General features: G+C 71.9%; 14 protein-coding genes and 1 pseudogene. 7 read left to right on the plus strand and 8 right to left on the minus strand.

Features of this window, described 5'->3' with window-relative positions:
* Positions 1-8 precede the first annotated feature (8 nt).
* The 3 genes and pseudogenes from AQI94_RS12350 to AQI94_RS12360 all read right to left on the minus strand — a co-directional run bounded on the left by AQI94_RS12350 (position 9) and on the right by AQI94_RS12360 (position 4,130).
* Complete coding sequence (locus tag AQI94_RS12350; RefSeq protein ID WP_051831927.1) at positions 9-1,412, minus strand: FAD-binding oxidoreductase; 1,404 nt, start codon at positions 1,410-1,412, stop codon at positions 9-11.
* Between the two features lie 37 nt (positions 1,413-1,449).
* Positions 1,450-2,427 carry a phosphotransferase enzyme family protein gene (locus AQI94_RS12355; RefSeq protein ID WP_031038549.1) on the minus strand — a complete coding sequence of 326 codons (978 nt, stop codon included), beginning with the start codon at positions 2,425-2,427 and terminating at the stop codon, positions 1,450-1,452.
* A 35-nt stretch (positions 2,428-2,462) separates the two neighbouring features.
* Positions 2,463-4,130: pseudogene (locus tag AQI94_RS12360) on the minus strand (hypothetical protein).
* A 263-nt stretch (positions 4,131-4,393) separates the two neighbouring features.
* Between AQI94_RS12360 and AQI94_RS12365 the strand changes: the two are divergent.
* Entirely contained in the window at positions 4,394-5,320 is a 927-nt protein-coding gene (locus tag AQI94_RS12365) for a GNAT family N-acetyltransferase (protein ID WP_031038547.1), read from the plus strand.
* Between the two features lie 24 nt (positions 5,321-5,344).
* Here the strand turns inward: AQI94_RS12365 and AQI94_RS12370 are convergent, their stop codons facing one another.
* Positions 5,345-6,526, minus strand: coding sequence for a serine hydrolase domain-containing protein (locus tag AQI94_RS12370; protein ID WP_107064207.1), 1,182 nt, complete (start codon positions 6,524-6,526; stop codon positions 5,345-5,347).
* 369 nt (positions 6,527-6,895) lie between these two features.
* The gene (locus AQI94_RS12375) at positions 6,896-8,950 is read right to left on the minus strand and encodes a DUF1996 domain-containing protein (RefSeq protein ID WP_037941212.1); all 2,055 of its coding nucleotides are present in this window, start codon (positions 8,948-8,950) and stop codon (positions 6,896-6,898) included.
* A 264-nt stretch (positions 8,951-9,214) separates the two neighbouring features.
* Between AQI94_RS12375 and AQI94_RS12380 the strand changes: the two genes are divergently transcribed.
* From AQI94_RS12380 to AQI94_RS12395, 4 genes are all read left to right on the plus strand, one after another.
* Complete coding sequence (locus tag AQI94_RS12380) at positions 9,215-9,784, plus strand: 3'-5' exonuclease (protein ID WP_031038528.1); 570 nt, start codon at positions 9,215-9,217, stop codon at positions 9,782-9,784.
* A 699-nt stretch (positions 9,785-10,483) separates the two neighbouring features.
* Positions 10,484-11,158 carry a nucleotidyltransferase domain-containing protein gene (locus AQI94_RS12385; RefSeq protein WP_031038523.1) on the plus strand — a complete coding sequence of 225 codons (675 nt, stop codon included), beginning with the start codon at positions 10,484-10,486 and terminating at the stop codon, positions 11,156-11,158.
* Positions 11,155-11,427, plus strand: coding sequence for a BON domain-containing protein (locus tag AQI94_RS12390; RefSeq protein ID WP_031038520.1), 273 nt, complete (start codon positions 11,155-11,157; stop codon positions 11,425-11,427). Before AQI94_RS12385 ends, AQI94_RS12390 begins: the two co-directional genes overlap by 4 nt.
* Positions 11,424-12,149, plus strand: coding sequence for a metallophosphoesterase family protein (locus tag AQI94_RS12395; RefSeq protein WP_031038517.1), 726 nt, complete (start codon positions 11,424-11,426; stop codon positions 12,147-12,149). The genes AQI94_RS12390 and AQI94_RS12395 overlap by 4 nt, the downstream gene beginning before the upstream one ends.
* A 7-nt stretch (positions 12,150-12,156) precedes the next feature.
* Here the strand turns inward: AQI94_RS12395 and AQI94_RS12400 are convergent, their stop codons facing one another.
* A complete protein-coding gene (locus tag AQI94_RS12400; RefSeq protein ID WP_031038514.1) occupies positions 12,157-13,347 on the minus strand; it encodes an amidohydrolase in 1,191 nt (396 codons plus the stop codon).
* A 578-nt stretch (positions 13,348-13,925) separates the two neighbouring features.
* Between AQI94_RS12400 and AQI94_RS12405 the strand changes: the two genes are divergently transcribed.
* The gene (locus AQI94_RS12405; RefSeq protein ID WP_031038512.1) at positions 13,926-14,489 is read left to right on the plus strand and encodes a hemerythrin domain-containing protein; all 564 of its coding nucleotides are present in this window, start codon (positions 13,926-13,928) and stop codon (positions 14,487-14,489) included.
* Positions 14,490-14,528: 39 nt separating this feature from the next.
* On the opposite strand, the gene AQI94_RS12410 is transcribed toward AQI94_RS12405, so the two are convergent.
* Both AQI94_RS12410 and AQI94_RS12415 read right to left on the minus strand, forming a co-directional pair.
* Positions 14,529-15,053: a hypothetical protein gene (locus tag AQI94_RS12410; RefSeq protein WP_031038509.1), complete on the minus strand. Its 525-nt coding sequence runs from the start codon at positions 15,051-15,053 to the stop codon at positions 14,529-14,531.
* Positions 15,054-15,175: 122 nt separating this feature from the next.
* On the minus strand, positions 15,176-15,970 hold the full coding sequence (locus AQI94_RS12415) for a maleylpyruvate isomerase family mycothiol-dependent enzyme (protein WP_031038506.1): 795 nt from the start codon (positions 15,968-15,970) through the stop codon (positions 15,176-15,178).
* Positions 15,971-16,046: 76 nt separating this feature from the next.
* Here AQI94_RS12415 and AQI94_RS12420 point away from each other — a divergent pair, with 76 nt between their 5' ends.
* Positions 16,047-16,682 (plus strand): lipoprotein, encoded by a 636-nt coding sequence (locus AQI94_RS12420; RefSeq protein ID WP_031038503.1) that lies wholly within the window; start codon positions 16,047-16,049, stop codon positions 16,680-16,682.
* Positions 16,683-16,696: the final 14 nt, after the last annotated feature.

Consider the following 16,696-nt stretch of genomic DNA (forward strand, 5'->3'; position numbering starts at 1 on the left):
CGAGGACATTAGTACCGGGTGCCGAGCGGCGCCCGCGGGCCCAGCACCTTGCCCGGGTTGAGCAGGCCGCGCGGGTCGAGGGCGTCCTTGACGGCACGGTTGAGGGCCATCACCTCCGGACCGACCTCGGCGCGCAGACCGTCCCGCTTGAGCAGGCCCACCCCGTGCTCACCGGTGACGGTGCCCCCGAGGGCGAGGGCTTCGGCGATGATGTCGTGGAAGGCGGCCTGCGCCCGCACCCGGGCCGGCTCGTCGCCGGGCGGTGTGATCAGCAGGGGGTGGAGGTTGCCGTCCCCCGCGTGCGCGATGTTCGCGATGAGGGTGCCGTGGCGTTCGGCGATGGCGTGGATACGGCCGAGCATCTCCGGTACGGCCGACTTGGGCACGCAGACGTCCTCGGTGAGGACCGGCCCGAGCCGTTCCAGTGCGGGGTAGGCGAGCCGGCGCGCCTCGAACAGGGCGTCCGCCTCCTGGGGGTCGGTGGAGCGGGCGGCCCAGGTGGCACCGGCCTCCTCGAAGCAGCGGCGCATGGTCTCGGCCTCCTCGTCCCCGGCCCTGCCGGGTGCGTCGGTCCGGCCCAGCAGGACCACGTCGGCCTCGGTGGACAGGCCCATCTGCTTCCAGGCGTCGACCGCTTCGAGGCAGTACCGGTCGATCAGCTCCAGCGCGGAGGGGGTGACGCCGGCGGCGGCCACCGCTGTGACGGCCCGCCCGGCGTCGACGACGGAGGCGAAGTGACCGGCCACCGTGTGCTCCGGTGCGCGGCGGGGCCGCAGCCGCAGGGTCACCTCCGTGATCACCCCGAGAGTCCCCTCGGACCCGACGAGCAGACCGGTCAGGTCATAGCCGGCGACCCCCTTGGCCGTACGACGTCCCACCCGCACGAGTTCGCCGGTACCGGTGACGAACTGGAGGCCCAGCACGTAGTCGCGGGTGACCCCGTACTTCACACAGCACAGTCCGCCCGCGTTGGTGGCCACGTTGCCGCCGATCGTGGACCAGGGGGCGCTGGCCGGGTCCGGCGGGTACCACAGACCGTGCCCGGCGCAGGCGGTGCGGAGGTCGTCGTTGACCACGCCGGGCTCGACGACCGCGAGGCGCTCCAGCGGGTCGATGTCCTTGATGGTGTTCATGGCCTCGGTGGACAGCACCACCGCCCCGTCCATGGCGTTCGCCCCGCCGGACAGCCCGGTTCCGGCGCCTCGCGTGACCACCGGGACCGCGTGGTCGAGGCAGGCGCGGACGACGTGCTGCACCTCCTCGGCGGTCCGTGGCCGTACGACGGCGACGGGGCTGCCGTGGGGCGCCCATTCGGCCTCGTCGTGGGCGTAACCGGCGGTGACGGCGGGGTCGGTGAGCACGCGCCCTTCGGGCAGGTCGCGGCGCAGGCGTGCGATCAGTTCGCTGTCCATGACAGCACCTTGGCATCCCCGCCGCTCGGAGGCGGCATCACCGGTACGCCTCGGCCTCCACCGCCTCCGTGAGGCGGAGCACGGTGGCCGGCTGCGGTGGGCATGCGAGCAGGGCCGCGGTCTCGCGGCTCGCGAACCCGCGCTGCTCGGCGGTCACGGTCGGATCGACCGCGCATTCGGCTTGTACGTAGACGTAGTTGAGGGTCGTCGCGAACAGCATGGAGAAGGCGCCCGGGCCCTTCACGACCGCCCGGCCGCCTGTCTCCCGGTAGGCCCGCACCACGCGCCGCGCGGCTTCGGTGTCGAGGTCCTCGCCACCGGACCACACATAGAGGGCACGGGCGAGTTCCCGCTCCGCCGAGACGGGTCCGGCGTTGTCCCAGTCGAGGAGGACCGGTCCGTCGGCGCCGACCAGGACGTTGTGCGGGCGCATGTCGAGATGGGAGGTCACCACGTCGCCGGGCTCCGACGGGGACACGTGGTGTCCCAGTTCCGCGGCGGTCGTGGCGACGAAGCGCTCCAGCCGCTCCGCCCACGGCATGCCCGCGCGACCGACCCGCTCCAGCAGTCGGGCCCAGTCGCCGTCTTGGGGGCACTCCTCGTACCAGCCGCTCGGCGTCCCGCCCGCGCCCTCCCCCGCCTGGTGCAGAAGGGCGAGCGTACGGCCGCACCAGCTCAGGATCTCCGGGTCCGACGGGTCGGCCGCGGTGCCGTCGACCCAGTCGTAGAGCTTCGCCCAGGAGCCCTCGGGGAGCCGTACGACATGGGCGCCGCCGCGGTCGGACAGGAGCCGGGGCGCGGAGATGCCCAGCGTCTCCGCCGCGTCGCGCAGCGCGGACTCGGCGGAGACGTCCGGCTCGTCCTTCTCGAAGAGCAGTTCCTTCACCGCCCACGCGGTGCCGTTCCCCGACAGCTTCCAGATCTGTCCCAGGGCGCCGCGGGTGACGGGCGTCATCGTCCAGGGTCCCGCGCCGAGCCGGTAGGCGTCCGCGATGAATCCTCCAGTGTCGCGCATGCAACTCCCCGCTGTGGTCGGCCCGTTGACGCAGCCTATCCGCAGCAGTCCGACGTGCCGGTGTCCAGTCGGCAGAAGCAGGACGCCTCGACCGGTACGTCGGCCAGGGCCAGGGCGATCCGCAGCTGCCGGGCGACGATCCGCGCCTCCCCTTCCTTCTTTCCGCGGACCAGGCATTCGTGGAGGCCGTGCAGCGCCCACACGTTGCCCGGGTGCTGGAGCGGTCGCGGGAGGGTGTCGTCCAGGCCGAGGTCGGCGCGGTAGACGGCCTCCGCCTCGGCGACGCGCCCCTGTTCGAGCAGGAGGGCGCCGTAGGCGTGGCGGGTCGGCTGCATCCAGCCCCAGGGCTCGTCGTAGGGGAGGTTGTCGTCCAGCTCGACGGAGCGTTCCAGCGCCGCGAAGGCGGCGTCGAACTCACCCTTGCGATAGGCGAGTTCGCCGTCCAGCATCGCCGAGGCGATGGCCAAAATGTCGGCGCACGTGTTGTTGAAGAGCATCCGGGTCTCGGGGACCCCGGCGACCGCCTCGTGGAACAGCGCGCGTTCGCGCTCGGCCTCGGTGATGCGGCCGAGCGCGGAGCAGGCGACACCGCGGGCGTAGTGGAGCATCGCGGTCGTCACGCAGTACAGGCGCGGGTCGGCGGGCAACGGGAGGTCCAGGATCTCGGTCCAGCGGCCGAAGCGGATCAGGACGTGGACGCGCATCGCGAGGAAGGCCTCCAGCCAGTCGGCCATGGGCGGGCTCTCCACCCGCAGCAGTTCCTCCGGGATCGACTCCTCCAGCCGCGCCGCGGCCTCCAGGGCGGTCTCCGACTGGCCCAGGAGCATCGCTCCGTAGATCTTGAAGTGGTGGTTGTGCGAGCGGTAGAGCGTGTAGAAGTTCATCGCGCCGGACCGCTTCAGGGCCTTCTCGTCGGCGGCGATCGCGGCGCCGTTGTCCGCCACGACCCGGCGGTAGTCGCCGCACAGCACCTCCAGGTGCGAGGGCATGTGCAGGAGATGCCCGGCGTCCGGCACCAGGCCCCGCAGCCGGTCCGCCACGGGCAGGGCCAGTTCGGGCGTGGGCGACATCTCCATGAGGTGGATGTAGAGGTGCAGGACGCCCGGGTGGGTGCGGCCGGTGGCCCAGGCCGGCGACCGTTCCAGCACGGCTCGGGCCTCGCGGGTGCGGGCGCCGGCGGCGGGCTCGCCGGTGCGCAGGTCCCACAGCTACCAGGGCGTGAGGTTCATCAGCGCGTCCGCGTACAGGGCGGCCACGTCCGCGTCGTCCGGGGCGAGTTCGTGGACGGCCCGCATGCTGTCGGCGTACGGCGCGTTCCACACCGCGCAGTCCTCGGCGGGCTGCGCCTGCGGGTAGCGGGAGCACAGGGCGCCGATCAGGGCCCGCTCCACGACGGTGGCCCGGACTGCCGCCTTCCGGTGCGCCGACTCCACGCCCGTATGGGTGCGCTCCACGGTCCGGGCCAGGTCCCGGTCGTCGAAGAACTCCCAGGGCTTGTTGTAGTTGGGGCCCAGCGCGTACGCGATGCCCCAGTGGGCCATCGCGCAGTCCGGGTCGGCGGCGGCCGCCTTCTCGAAGCAGGCCACGGCCTCCTCGTGATGGAAGGCGTACGTCCACACCAGGCCGCGGTCGAACCAGAGTTGGGCCTCGGCGGAGTCGGTGCTGACGGGCCGGCCGTGGGAGCCGAGGTCGTAGTACTCCATACGCCGCTCCTCGTACTGCGCGCTGTGCTGTAACGGGAGTCGATTCTGCCCGGAGAAGGACCTTTCGGGCAGGTGAGCGGCGGATCTGTCCCCTCGCGTCGGGAGACGGAACCGCCTTCGGCAACCCTTATACGCCGTTCCCGTCGGACACGGTGCGCCTTTCATGATCAGCGCGCGCAGCCCGCCAAGGCCGTGAGAACGCCTTCCGCGCGCTCGCGCAAAACTCGTTTGCGGCCGTCACGCCCGACCCCGACCCTTGCCTCATGCCCTACCTGCTGCGCGCTGCCGCGCTCACCGACGCGCCGGCCGTCACCGAGCTGCTCAACGAGATCGACCGGATCGAGATCGGGCGGCCCGAGACCGATCTGCACGCGGTGGAGTCGGACCTGGGCCGGCCCGAGACCGACCTCGACCGCGACTCCTGGCTCGCCTTCGACGGACCGCGCCTGGTGGCCTACGCCCTGGTGTGGGACGACTCGAAGGGCGAGCGCATCGACGCCGACCACTACGTACTGCCCGACCACCAGCAGGCCGGTGCACTCGTCCTGGAGGCTGTCGAGACCCGGGCCCTTGAGATGGCCCGGGCGAACGGCGGCTCGAAGGCCGTGCTCCATCTGCACCTCAACGCGGAGCCCACGACCGACCTGGCGCTGATACGGGCGCGCGGCTGGTCGGTCGTACGCCGCTATCACGTGCTGGAGCGAGCGCTGCGGTCCGGCGCGGACCTGCCGCCCGCACCACCCGCGGGCGTTCACGTGCGGGCCTGCGCCGACGAGGCGGACCACAGGCGGGCGTACGCCCTCTACCAGGCCTCCTTCGCCGAGCACTTCGACTTCCAGCCGCGTTCTTACGAGCAGTGGCTGGCCGACATCCACGCCGACCGGCTCGACTGGTCCCTGGTGTGGCTCGTCTCCACCGAGGACGTCGGGGACGCCGGCTTCCTGATCGCCCGCGACGACCGCGAGGCCATGGGGTGGATCCGCAGCCTCGGAGTCGTCCGCGAGGCCCGCGGCCGGGGCCTCGGCGGGCTGCTGCTGCGGCAGGCGTTCGCGGCGTTCGCGGCCCGGGGGCGGGAGACCGTGGGACTCGGCGTGGACACCGAAAACGCCACCGGCGCCCCCGCGTTGTACGCGCGCAACGGAATGTCGGTCCATTACGCGGTCGACACCTGGGAAATCGTGGTGAGTTGAATACGTACGGCCGCACGGAAAGGACTACTGATTCTTTCCGTGCAGCAACGCGCAGACGAAGTTCTCCTGAATGGCGCGCATGTCCCGCAGCTTTTCCGCGTCGGCGGACTGCGTGATCTGTGCGGTGACCGAGAAGGTCAGTGAACGGCGGCCGTCGGGGGTGGCCGCGATCAACTGGGTGTACCCCAGCGTGTTTCCGGTGTGACCGAGGACGACTCCGCACCGCGTCTCGTACCGGAAGACGGCCAGGCCCGCCGAGTTGCGGCCCGGTCCGGCGGGTTCGGACGAGCCCTCGACCCACTGCCGCTGCTGCTCGACGACCGACGGGGCGTAGAGCCGTCCCCCGGCGTAGCCCCGGATGAAGCGGGTCATGTCGGCCGGTGTGGAGACGATGCCTCCGGAGGCCCAGACGCCCGACATGCCGATGACCTCGCTGACGTCCTCAGGCGAGCCGGGCGAGCTCACGTCGTAGCCGTGCAGGTAGGGCCGGGGCATCCGGTAGCCCTGCGGGAGGCTGGTGGAGTGCAGCCGGAGCGGCGCGTAGACGAGCTCACGCAGGAGGTCCTCGTACGGCGTGCGGGTCGCCGCCTCCGCCATGAGCGCTACGGCGATGTTGTCCGAGTTCGAGTAGCGGTACTGCGTGCCCGGCTCGAAGAGCAGGGGTTCGTCGGCGACGTAGTCGAGCAGGCGCCGGGAGTCGAAGTGGTGGTGCGGGTCGGCCCGCAGCTCGTCGAGGAACCCGTCGCTGCGGGAGTAGTCCGGCAGACCGCTGGTGTGCTGCAGGAGTTGACGCAGCGTCACCGACCGCCAGGCCTTGGGCAGTCGCGGAAGCCGTTTGCCCAGGGTGTCGTCCAGGCGCAGGGCGTGGCGGTCGACCAGGGTGAGGGCCACGGCCCCGCTGAAGGCCTTGGCCGTGCTCGCGATGCGCATGTGGTCGTCGGGGCGGGGCGGCCGGCCGGTACGGACGTCGGCGACTCCGGCGCGCACGACGCGGGTCCCCTGCTCGGTCCGCAGGACGGCGATGGCTCCGGGCGGACCGCCGGAGCGGTGCACGAAGTCGTCGAGCTGGCGCTGCAGCGTCCGGTCACCCGACCGCGTCGGGTCACCGGACGGGTCGGTGGCGGCACCGGCCGTCGCGGAGGACAGCGCGGTGAGGCAGACCGCGAGGACGGACGCCGCTCGCAGGCGGGATCGACGCAGAGACATGGGGGCTCCCGGAGGGGGTGACGACATGGCCCGTCAAGCGTCACCGGGAGCCTCGACCCCCTGCTTCCCGTGCTGCTGCATACGGACCAGTGGCAGGGCCACGGAGTGGTCTCGTGAAATTGTCCCGCGGGTGTCGGCGGTCGCCCTTGTCCAGCTCGGCTCGCGGATAAAACGGCATATCCCGAGGCGACCGCCGGGGTACGGTCCGCATTCGGTTTCCCGGACCTTCTTCAGACCTTTCCCCGTCCAGAATAACCACGCCGATTTCGAGGTGCCAGGTCGGCGGGAGGAGCAGAGCAGGGGTGGCCGTCCGCCCGTGGAGCTGTGCGGCGGACAGCCACCCCTGTCTCCGGCTCGTGCCGGTCGGTGTCACATGGAGCGGCGGCTGGTGCGCCGCAGGAGAACGAAGCCGGAGATCAGGAGGACCGCGCCGAGTGCGGCCGGCCACAACTGGGTGCCGGTCTCGGCGAGGCTGCTCTGGTTGCCCTGGGGTTCCGGCTGTGCGGCGACCGGAGGCTGGGCGACGGCACCGGGGGAGTCGGTGGTGGCGTCGTCCTGGGGGGTGGGCTGGGTCGCCTGGTCGTTGCCGGTCGCGTTCCCGTTGCCCGTACCCGTGCCGGTCTCCGTCTTGGGCGACGGGGCGGTCGTGCTGTGGGCGGTGGGTGAGCTGTAGGTCTTCGGCTCGTTGTCGGCGGGGGCGGTCGTCTGGTCGCCGGCCGGGGCTTCGGCGCTCTGCGTGGGCTGCTGCGGCTGCTGCGGCTCGCCGCCGTTTCCGGGGTTGCCCTCGGAACCGTTGTCGCCGCCGTTGCCGGTGTCGCCGCCGTTGTTGTTCCCGTCCCCGTTGCCCGGGTCCTGGGTGGCGCCGGGGTCCGGGACGGATCCGCCACCGTTGCCGCCGTTGCCGTTGTCACCGCCACCGTTGTCGCCGCCGCCGTTGTCGCCGTTGCCGTTGCCCGGGTCGTCCTGGCCCGTGCCGGCGCCGCACTGACGGCCGTCGTTGATGCAGCCGACCATCTCGTTCATCAGCTTCTCGTCGAAGACGTTGATGAAGTCGCCGTGGTCGGTGACCGGCTTGTGGAGCTGCTCCGGGAAGGAGTCGACCGCGAACAGCGGAGTCGTACGGCCGCCGTCGTTCAGGCTCGGCGCGTCGACGTCGTAGACGATCCGCTGGACCAGCTGCGGAATGGCCTGGAAGCCGTTCGCGCAGGTGCCGTCGTTCTGGGCGAACGCCACGTGGGTGCGGTGGTTGGCGCTGTCGATGTTGCGGCCGTCCCAGCAGCTCTGGAACTTGAAGGTGCGCACCACGTCACTGCCCTGCGGGCACAGCGGGTACTTGTCCTTCAGCTGCCGGTCCTCGAACCCGGTGCAGCTCCAGGACGCGTTGGCGTTGGCGGGGCCGTTCACGAAGGCCTTGGCGTCACCGGTGATGATGCGCAGCAGCCGCGGCATCGCGGTGACCTTGCTGCGCGGGTTGCCCACGAACGTCAGCGTCACCTCCTTGGGGGTGACGATCTTGCCGGCGTTGCCCTCGACGCCACCGCCGGGCTTGTCGGCGTCCTGCTCCTGCGTTCCGTTCTGGAGGCGGATCACGGGCCAGTAGTACGTGGACTTGTCGCCCTGGTCGACACAGCTCGTCTCGGCATTGGCCAGGTCCTGGTCGCTGGCGAAGGCGGTGTTGGACTGGTTGCCGATGTAGTCGTGGAAGTGGTGGGCGCCGTTGGAGACTCCCGGGGCCACGATGACGTTGTCCGAGTTGAACAGGCCGTTCGCGTTCACACCGCAACTGGTGACGAACGTTCCGCGGGAGGCGTCGCCCTGAGCCGGCGGCGCCTGCGCGGCGATCGGAGCGCTGTTGATGTCGGCGTAGTCCGCGGCGACGGGACCGTTGCCGGCCTGCCCGCCGTTGCCCTGCTGGCCGTCCTGGCCCTGACCGTCGCCCTGCTGGTCATTGCCCTGCTGGCCGTCCTGGTTCTGGCCGTCGCCCTGCTGGTCTCCCTGGTCCTGGCCGTCGCCCTGCTGCTGGTCCTGGCCGTCACCGTTCTGGTTCTCGGTCTGGCGCAGGGTGCAGTCGGCCATGTCGCCGAGGCCGTCCGGCTGTTCACCCGCGCGTTCGAGAGCGGCGGTGATGCGCTCGATCGTGCCGGCGCGGTTCTCCTGGAGCGGGTCGACGATACGGCTCTGCGCGGAATCGCGGTCCGTCACCGACGGGTCCTGGAGTTGCTGGTAGGCCTCGGCTATCTGCTGGTCCAGCAGGGCGAGTTCCTTGTCCACGTCCGCCCGGGACCCGTCCGGGACGCTGGTGAGCGCGTCCCCGACGTCCGGGCAGTCGATCGTGACGGCTCCCCACGATGTCTGCTGCGGCGTGCCGCTCTCCGTGGCGGAGGCGTACACGTTCGCCGCGACCAGGCCCCCACCCCCGAGCATCAGGGCCACTGCGGCGAAGGTCGCACGTCGTGCGCCTGTCGGTCGTCTGCGATTGCTACGTCCCACGGAACTACTCCTGCGCGTGTCGGCTCTCCGGGCATGCAAATCCCCCGCCCCATACGGACGGCGGGCCCCCTGTGTTCAAGCGCATCGGAAATTCACAGCACTCTCATACGGAACACCGGGTTCCACCACTCCCTCCCGAACCCCTGTGCAGGGAAAACGAGATGACTCGCACACATCTGCACCCCTACGGTTCTCGTCATGAACAGCACGGGCACCGGCCGCCTCCTGAACGTCGTGGACGTCGAAGCCACGTGCTGGCCCGGCTCCCCTCCCCCGGGCTCGGTCAGCGAGATCATCGAGATCGGGCTGACGGTCGTCGACCTGTCGACCGCCGAGCGCGTCGAGCGGCACCGGATCCTGGTACGGCCCGCCCGGTCCGAAGTGAGCGACTTCTGCACGGAGTTGACCGGCCTCACGCAGGACGAGGTCGCCGCGGGACTGTCGTTCGGGGAGGCCTGTCGTCTGCTGGCCCGCCGACACGCCTCCGGCGCGCGTCCGTGGGCGAGTTGGGGCGACTACGACCGTCATCAGTTCACCCGGCAGTGCGGGGCCACACGGACGCCGTATCCGTTCGGCCGCCGCCACACCAACGCCAAGGCGGTCTTCACCGAGGTGCACGACCTGCGCAAGCGCCCCGGGATGGCGCAGGCCCTCGACCTTGCCGGGCTGCCCCTCGAAGGACGGCATCATCGCGGCGAGGACGACGCGTGGAACATCGCCGCCCTGGTGCTGCATCTCGCGGAGCGGGACGGCTGGCCCTCGGACTGAGCGAGCATGCCACCGGGCCCGGCGGCAAACCCGACCCCGGCGAGGATCTGGAGACGGCACTCCTGCGAGAGGAACTCGGTGTCGTCCCTGCTGGAGGTGCCTGCGCTCGCGGCGCTGGAGCGGGTCCCGATGACGATGACGGTCTTCGACACCACGATCACCGGCGTGCCCCGATCCGCCGCCGAACTGGCCGCGATGCGCTGGGGCACAGGCCGGGAGCCCGCCCTCACCCTGGCTCCCGCCGTACGCGACGAAGTCCTGCCGCTGCTGCGGTCCCGAGGCAAGTTGCCCCCTCCCCGGCCTGGGGCCGACGTTGCCCCGCCCAAAGACTGGCCTCTCCCCCGGCCGAGGCCCGACGCTGCCGGCCGCCGGGGCCAATCCGCACACGTCACCGAAAGCCGACGCTTCATCCGACTCCTCGTCCGAAAGCTCGCCTCCCGGCGCGGGTCGCCGCGCTCACCGGCCGAGGGCGCGGCCCGCCGCGTCCACCAGCCGAAGACCGACGCGCCCACCCGAAAAGGGGCGCCCCGCTCCGAAAGCCGAAGTACGACCCGTCCCGGAAGCCGACCCTCCCCCACGAACCGTAGGGCGACAACCCGCCCCGAGCCCGACACGCCACCGTGTCGAAGGCCGCGCCCCGGGTACTCGGGCCTCCCGTCACGGCCCCTCCGGTGTGGGCCGACCAGGAAGGGGGCACTGATGACGCAGCACGCCGACGACGACGTCGCCCGCCACGGGGGCGCCGCCGGACTGCGACTTGCGACGGGGAGCGCCGCCGACGCGCTCGCCGCGCGCCTGCCGGTCGACCGCAACCAGGCGATCCTGGAGGCGGCCAAGCAGGTCGGCGCGATCCTGAAACGGGAAGGGCACCCGTTCGCACTCGCGGGCAGCGTCGCCGTGTACGCCCATGGCGGTGCCCAGAATCTTCAGCACGACGTCGACTTCGCCATCCTCCCCGAGGACGCGCCCAAGGTGGCCGAGACCCTCCGCGAGGCGGGTCTGCAGGTGCGGACCCCGCCGGAGGACTGGCTGCTGAAGGCCGACTGCATGGACCAGCAGGTCGACCTGATCTTCGAGCTGGCCCACCAGCCGGTCACCAGGGAACTGCTGGCGCGGGCCGACGAACTCTCGGTGGACTCGGTGTTCATGCCCGTGCTGTCCCCGACCGACCTGCTGCACAGCCTGCTGTCCGCGTTCTCCGAGCACCACTGCGACTTCGGGGCCGTGCTGCCGATCGCCCGCAGCCTGCGCGAGAAGGTCGACTGGGACGCCGTACGCCGGGGCTGCGGGGACGCGCCGATGCCGGACGCGTTCTTCTACTTCCTGGAACGGCTGGAGGTCATCGAACCGCGGAGCGAGGGGGAACGGTCATGAGCGGGTCCGCGCCCGAACGGTCCGAGGAGAACATCGAGTACCGCGTCGCCCACCTGCGCGACCGGCTCGCCGCGGAGGAACTCGGCGAGCTGGGAGTCCGCGCCGAGGTGCGGGCGGGGGCGGTCGTGGTCACCGGCACCGTGCCGTCCGCGCAGTGCCGCGAGACCGTCCTGCGGACCGTCCGCGAGGAGCTGGCCGGACTGTCCGTGCACACCGACGTGGTGGTCGCGGAGACCGCCACGCCCGACCATGCGGAGGAGCTGCCGTGATCCGCGTCGCCGCCGTGGGGGACATCCACATGGGCCTGGAGAGCCAGGGCGTGCTGCGTCCCGCCTTCGAGACCCTGTCCGACTGCGCCGACCTGCTCCTGCTGGCCGGGGACCTCACCCGGCACGGCACACCGGAGGAGGCCCGGGTGGTGGCCCAGGAAGTACGCGACCTTCCGGTGCCGGTCGTGGCGGTGCTCGGCAACCACGATCACCACGACGAGCAGCCCGAGAAGGTCGCGGCCCTCCTGGAGGACGCCGGCGTGCGGGTTCTGGAGGGCGAGGGAACGATCGTCGAGTGCGACGGCACGCGGGTGGGCGTGGCCGGCACCAAGGGGTTCGGCGGCGGGTTCGTGGGCCGCAGCGCCGGGGAGTTCGGCGAGCCGCTGATGAAGGAGTTCGTACGGTACTCACGGCGCTGCGCGGACGGACTGCGCACCGCGCTGGAGGAACTGGAGCGGCAGGGCTGCGGCACGCGGGTCGCGCTCACCCACTTCTCCCCCGTCGCCGACACGCTGGCCGGCGAGCCACCGGAGATCTACCCGTTCCTCGGCAGCTATCTGCTGGCCGAGGCGATCGACACCGCGGGTGCCGACCTGAGCGTGCACGGACACGCCCACGCGGGCACGGAGCACGGGATGACGGCCGGCGGCGTGCGGGTGCGCAACGTGGCCCAGCCCGTGATCCGGCGCGCCTTCAACGTGTACCACCTGCACACGGACTGACGGTGCCTCAGGCGCGGGCGGAGACCCGGTCGTGGTCCTCCCACGCGGCGTCCCGCAACTCCGGCCGCAACAGGATCTCCACCGCGGTACGGGCCAGCGCCTCCGCCGCCGCGAGCATCACCTGCCGGCCGCGCTCGGAGCCGGCCGCGACGGCGAACTCGGGCGTGTGGTCCGAGCCTTCCTCCTCCATGATCGCCACGAAGGGGTGGATGGCGGGCACCCGTCCGCTGACGTTGCCGACGTCGGAGGAACCCAGGTAGACGCCCGGCGCCGGCGGTGTCATCTCGATGCCCGTCCCCGCCAGGTGCCGGGCGAACCGGGCCGACAGCACCGTGCTGTCCCGGAAGTGCTCGTAGCGCGGCGTGGCCCGTTCCACGGTGACCGTCGTGCCGGTCGCCCGTGCCACCCCCTGGGCGCAGGTCAGCAGTTCCCCGGCCAGGTCCTCCAGGGCGGCCGTGGTCAGCGCGCGCAGACCGAAGAGGCCCTCCGCGTACTCGGGGACGATGCTGGTGGCCTTGCCGCCGTCCGTGACGATGCCCTGCACGTGCGAGCCCTCTGGCAGTCTGCGCCCGATCACGGCCAGCGTGTTGAACAGTTGGATGAGGGCGGCGAGCGCGTCGATGCCCTCGGTGGGGTTCCCGGTGGGGTGGGCGGCCCGCCCGCGGAAGCCGACGCGGTACTGGGCCTGCGCGGTCAGCGGCGCCCACTGCCAGCTGTGCACACCGGGGTGGAACATCAGCGCCGCGTCGACGTCGTCGAACACTCCGGCGTCGGTCTCGGCGACCTTGCCTCCGCCGCCCTCCTCGGCGGGCGTGCCGATGGCCCACACGGTGCCCGCGTCCCGGTCGAGCACCGCGCGGGCGGCCAGCGCCGCGCCCAGTCCGGCCGCGGCGATCAGATTGTGGCCGCAGGCGTGGCCGAGGCCGGGCAGGGCGTCGTACTCCAGCATCAGGGCCACCGCGGGGCGGGCCCTCGTCCCGGAGCGTGCGGTGAACGCGGTGGGCAGTCCGGCGACGTCCCGCTGCACCTTGAACCCCGCCCATTCGAGTTCCCCGCACAGCAGCGCGGCCGCCCGGTGTTCCTCGAAGGCGTACTCCGGGTCGGAGTGCAGCATCCGCGCCATGTCCCACAGCCGATCCGCCCGTGCGGCCACCTCTCCGCGCACTCGCGCGAGCACCTCGTCCACGGCATCGGTCACAAAGGCCTCCAGGAGCGTCGTACGGCTGTGTCCTGATGCGGGTTCCTTCCAACTGCCCCCCTTACACCCACCGTTACCGGCTCAGGGACGCGGTTGCTCAGTGACGGCCGGCGGGAGTGGTCAGCCCGGCGCGGTGCACAGGTGCGTGGGTGCGGCCTCGCTGCCGCGCTCCGGTGGTGACGCCATGGACATCACCGTCGTCGAGGGCCGGCAGGGCGAACGCCCCCTCGGACCGGCTGACCAGGCCACTCGCGCGGAGCCTCGGACACCTCGTGGAGACGGACTGGGCCGCCACATCGGGAGGCGCACCATGAAGGACGCCGTCGCCCACACCCTGGGCGCCCTGCCACCGACCGCCGCGGACAACGCACTGCACGGGGACACGCTCGCGCAGGCCCCTCGGGCGACCGGGGACGCACGGCTCCTGTAGCCGACGTCGGCGTGGCACCCGCGAAAGCCGCGCCGGCTGCGATGCGCCGACGCGTTGATCAAACCATTGTCCCCACAGGTGCTGACAAGCCTGTGACCAGGCATAGAGGGTGCGGCACCGGGCACCCGGGGCGACGGAGGTGACAGACATGGGACACGGAGGAAACGTCATCGACGAGCTGGTGACCGATCACCACGAGGTCGAGGAACTGTTCGGGAAGATCGAGGCGCTGGCACCCGGTGAGAAGAACCGGAAGGTGTACGCCGACCAGGCCACCATGGAGCTGGTCCGGCACTCGGTCGCGGAGGAGGAGTACCTCTACCCGGCGGTGCGGGAACACCTGGTCAACGGGAACACCATGGCCGACCGGGAGATCGAGGACCACTCCAAGGCCGAACAGCTGATGAAGGACCTGGAGCGCTGCGAGGCGGACGACCCCGAGTTCGACCGGCTCGTCACAGAGCTGATGAGCGAGGTCCGCTCGCACATCGCCGAGGAGGAGGAGACCCTCTTCCCGCAGCTGCGTGTCGCGTGCTCGGAGAAGGAGCTGAACGAGCTGGGCGACAAGGTGCGCCGCGCCAAGAAGATGGCGCCGACCCGTCCGCACCCGTCGGCCCCGGACACTCCTCCGGCCAACAAGCTGCTCGCTCCGGGAGCGGGCCTGGTCGACCGGCTCCGGGACGCCCTCTCGGGCCGGGGCAAGGAGGACTGAGGCTCCGCCGCTCCGCCGCCCGTCCTCCGCCGCCCGTCCTCAGGCGGCCAGCGCCTCGTCCGGCCCGAGCCGGTCCAGCAGCGCGCCCCGGTGCAGCCCGGCCACCGATGCGACCAGGTCGGGGTGGCGGAGCAGGGCGGCGGCACTCCGGTCCGTCGCGTCCGGGGCGAGCAGACGGCGGAACACGGCCGGTGAGCCCGTCCCGTGCTCGCCCCGCGCGAGGTCGGCGACCGCCCGTCCGGCCAGTTCGGGGTCGGTGAGCAGACAGGCCGCCCAGCTGGCCACGACCTCGTCCACCCAGCTGCGCCAGGCACGGTCCTCGGCGTCCCGGTCGCCGGCGTCCGCGCCGGTGACCCAGTCGAGACGGTCGGAGCCGCCCGGGCCCGCCATGCCGACGAGCGCGACATCCATCGCCGTCGGATAGCGCAGCCAGGCGGCGACCGTCACGGCCTGCCGCGCCTGCACCTCGCACAGCGCGGCGGCCAAAGCACCGCCGGCCGGCGGATAGGCACGGGTCAGCCACTGGGTGGTCGCCGCGATGACCGGGGAGAGATCTGCTTGCACTGCCGGGCCGCCCGAGGTGCTGGGGACAGGGGACTGCGCGAACGGTAGCCCGCTGCCGCGGCGGGGCGACATGGCTCAGGCCTCCCCCGGCACGTGGCCTCGGCCACACCAGCCCTCGGCGGCTACGCCTCCAGCCAGAACCGGGTGCGCCCGAGCCACAGGTCCAGCAGTTCCGCGTCCCCCCGCGTCTCGACACCGGGCGCCGGGCGGTCGTAGAGGAACAGGAGCAGGTCCCTCACCGGCCCGCGTACGCTCACGGCGGCCGCGCCGGTCCCGCGCCGCCACACCGGTCGGTCTCCGCCGAGGTCGAGCAGCCACGCCCCCGCCGCCCCCGTGTCGAAGCCCAGGCTCCGCCCGTGCCCGAGCAGCTCCGGCACGCCCGGCAGCGGCTCGTAGGCCTCGGGAACGGTGGCGAACTCCAGCCACTCCTCCACGGCGTCCACCGCGAAAGAATCCTCGACCACGAACTCCGCACCGGTCACGAGGGCCGCGTCGGCCCGGTGCAGGAGGGTCTCGTACGTCATGCGCCGGGCCCAGAACATCGCGGACTGCTGCACCAGTTCCTCGTCGGCGGGGGTCCACACCGGCACGTCGGGGCCGGCCGCGCGCAGGGTGCCGGCCAGCCTCGACGCGCCCTCGACGAGCCAGCCGCCGAGCGCGGAGTCGTGGAGGTGGGCGTAGGCGGCGGGGTCGTTGACCATGTCGTCGTCGGTCGGCTCGGTGGCCCGGGTCCGGACGATGTCCTCGGCCCACCGGTGGTCACCGCCCACGTGCCGCAGCAAGCGGCCCAGGTCCCAGCCGGGGCAGGTGGGCACCGGGACGCTCGTATCGGCGCCCTTGACGTGCCGGGCGAGCAGGTCGGTCTGGGCGACGATCGCGTCGCAGTACTCGTCGAAGGTCAACAACGCTTCCCCCATCGCCGCGCGATTCGTTATCCCTGCCACCTAACCTGACTCCTTCATGCACCACCACCGAACAGAGGGAGACAGGGCCATGCCGGTCAGGGCGGGGAACTCGTGGCTTCGGATGGCCCATGCGGCGTTGCTGGCGGGTGTGCTGACGGGCTGTTCGGAGGCCGCCGAGGGGGATGACTCCACAGGGTCCGGGCGTCCGTCGGCGGGGGCGGAGACTTCCGCCGCCCGGGACGAGAAGGCCGAGCGCAGCGGCGGTTCGATCGGCGCCGCCGGCTCGGCGTGCGAGCTGCCGGTTACCTTCGACATGGCGAAGAGCTGGAAGGCCGAGGCGGTGCAGGCGCCTCTGGAGCAGGGGCCTGTCACCTTGGCGTGCGAGATCGACGCGAAGCCCGCGGGCAACATCGGCTTTCTGCGCGTGTGGGCCGGCGAACCCGGTGACGCCGACGCCCGGACCGTACTGAAGGCCTTCGTCGCGGCGGAGGACGGGGTGAGCGGGGAGAAATTCAGCGCTTTCACGGCCGGGGGCCTGTCGGGGGTGAAGGTCGAGTACCTGTACGCCAGTGAGCTGCTGGAGGAGACCAAGAAGGAGAGCGCCTTCGCCGTCACCACCGCGGACGGGCCGGTGGTGGTGCACCTCGGTGGGCTCGACACCGAGGAGCACGAGGAGATGCTTCCCGCGTACGAACTCGCGCGCCGCACCCTGCGCACCTCCTGAGCCACGGCCCCGGC

Source organism: Streptomyces pseudovenezuelae, assembly GCF_001513955.1.
GTDB lineage: Bacteria > Actinomycetota > Actinomycetes > Streptomycetales > Streptomycetaceae > Streptomyces > Streptomyces pseudovenezuelae.

Excerpts from the sequence above, each read along its gene's own strand:
- AQI94_RS12350 (WP_051831927.1), bottom strand. The coding sequence starts at position 1,412 with ATGGACAGCGAACTGATCGCACGCCTGCGCCGCGACCTGCCCGAAGGG.
- AQI94_RS12355 (WP_031038549.1), bottom strand. The coding sequence starts at position 2,427 with ATGCGCGACACTGGAGGATTCATCGCGGACGCCTACCGGCTCGGCGCG.
- AQI94_RS12365 (WP_031038547.1), top strand. The coding sequence starts at position 4,394 with ATGCCCTACCTGCTGCGCGCTGCCGCGCTCACCGACGCGCCGGCCGTC.
- AQI94_RS12370 (WP_107064207.1), bottom strand. The coding sequence starts at position 6,526 with ATGTCTCTGCGTCGATCCCGCCTGCGAGCGGCGTCCGTCCTCGCGGTC.
- AQI94_RS12375 (WP_037941212.1), bottom strand. The coding sequence starts at position 8,950 with ATGCTCGGGGGTGGGGGCCTGGTCGCGGCGAACGTGTACGCCTCCGCC.
- AQI94_RS12380 (WP_031038528.1), top strand. The coding sequence starts at position 9,215 with ATGAACAGCACGGGCACCGGCCGCCTCCTGAACGTCGTGGACGTCGAA.
- AQI94_RS12385 (WP_031038523.1), top strand. The coding sequence starts at position 10,484 with ATGACGCAGCACGCCGACGACGACGTCGCCCGCCACGGGGGCGCCGCC.
- AQI94_RS12390 (WP_031038520.1), top strand. The coding sequence starts at position 11,155 with ATGAGCGGGTCCGCGCCCGAACGGTCCGAGGAGAACATCGAGTACCGC.
- AQI94_RS12405 (WP_031038512.1), top strand. The coding sequence starts at position 13,926 with ATGGGACACGGAGGAAACGTCATCGACGAGCTGGTGACCGATCACCAC.
- AQI94_RS12415 (WP_031038506.1), bottom strand. The coding sequence starts at position 15,970 with ATGGGGGAAGCGTTGTTGACCTTCGACGAGTACTGCGACGCGATCGTC.
- AQI94_RS12420 (WP_031038503.1), top strand. The coding sequence starts at position 16,047 with ATGCCGGTCAGGGCGGGGAACTCGTGGCTTCGGATGGCCCATGCGGCG.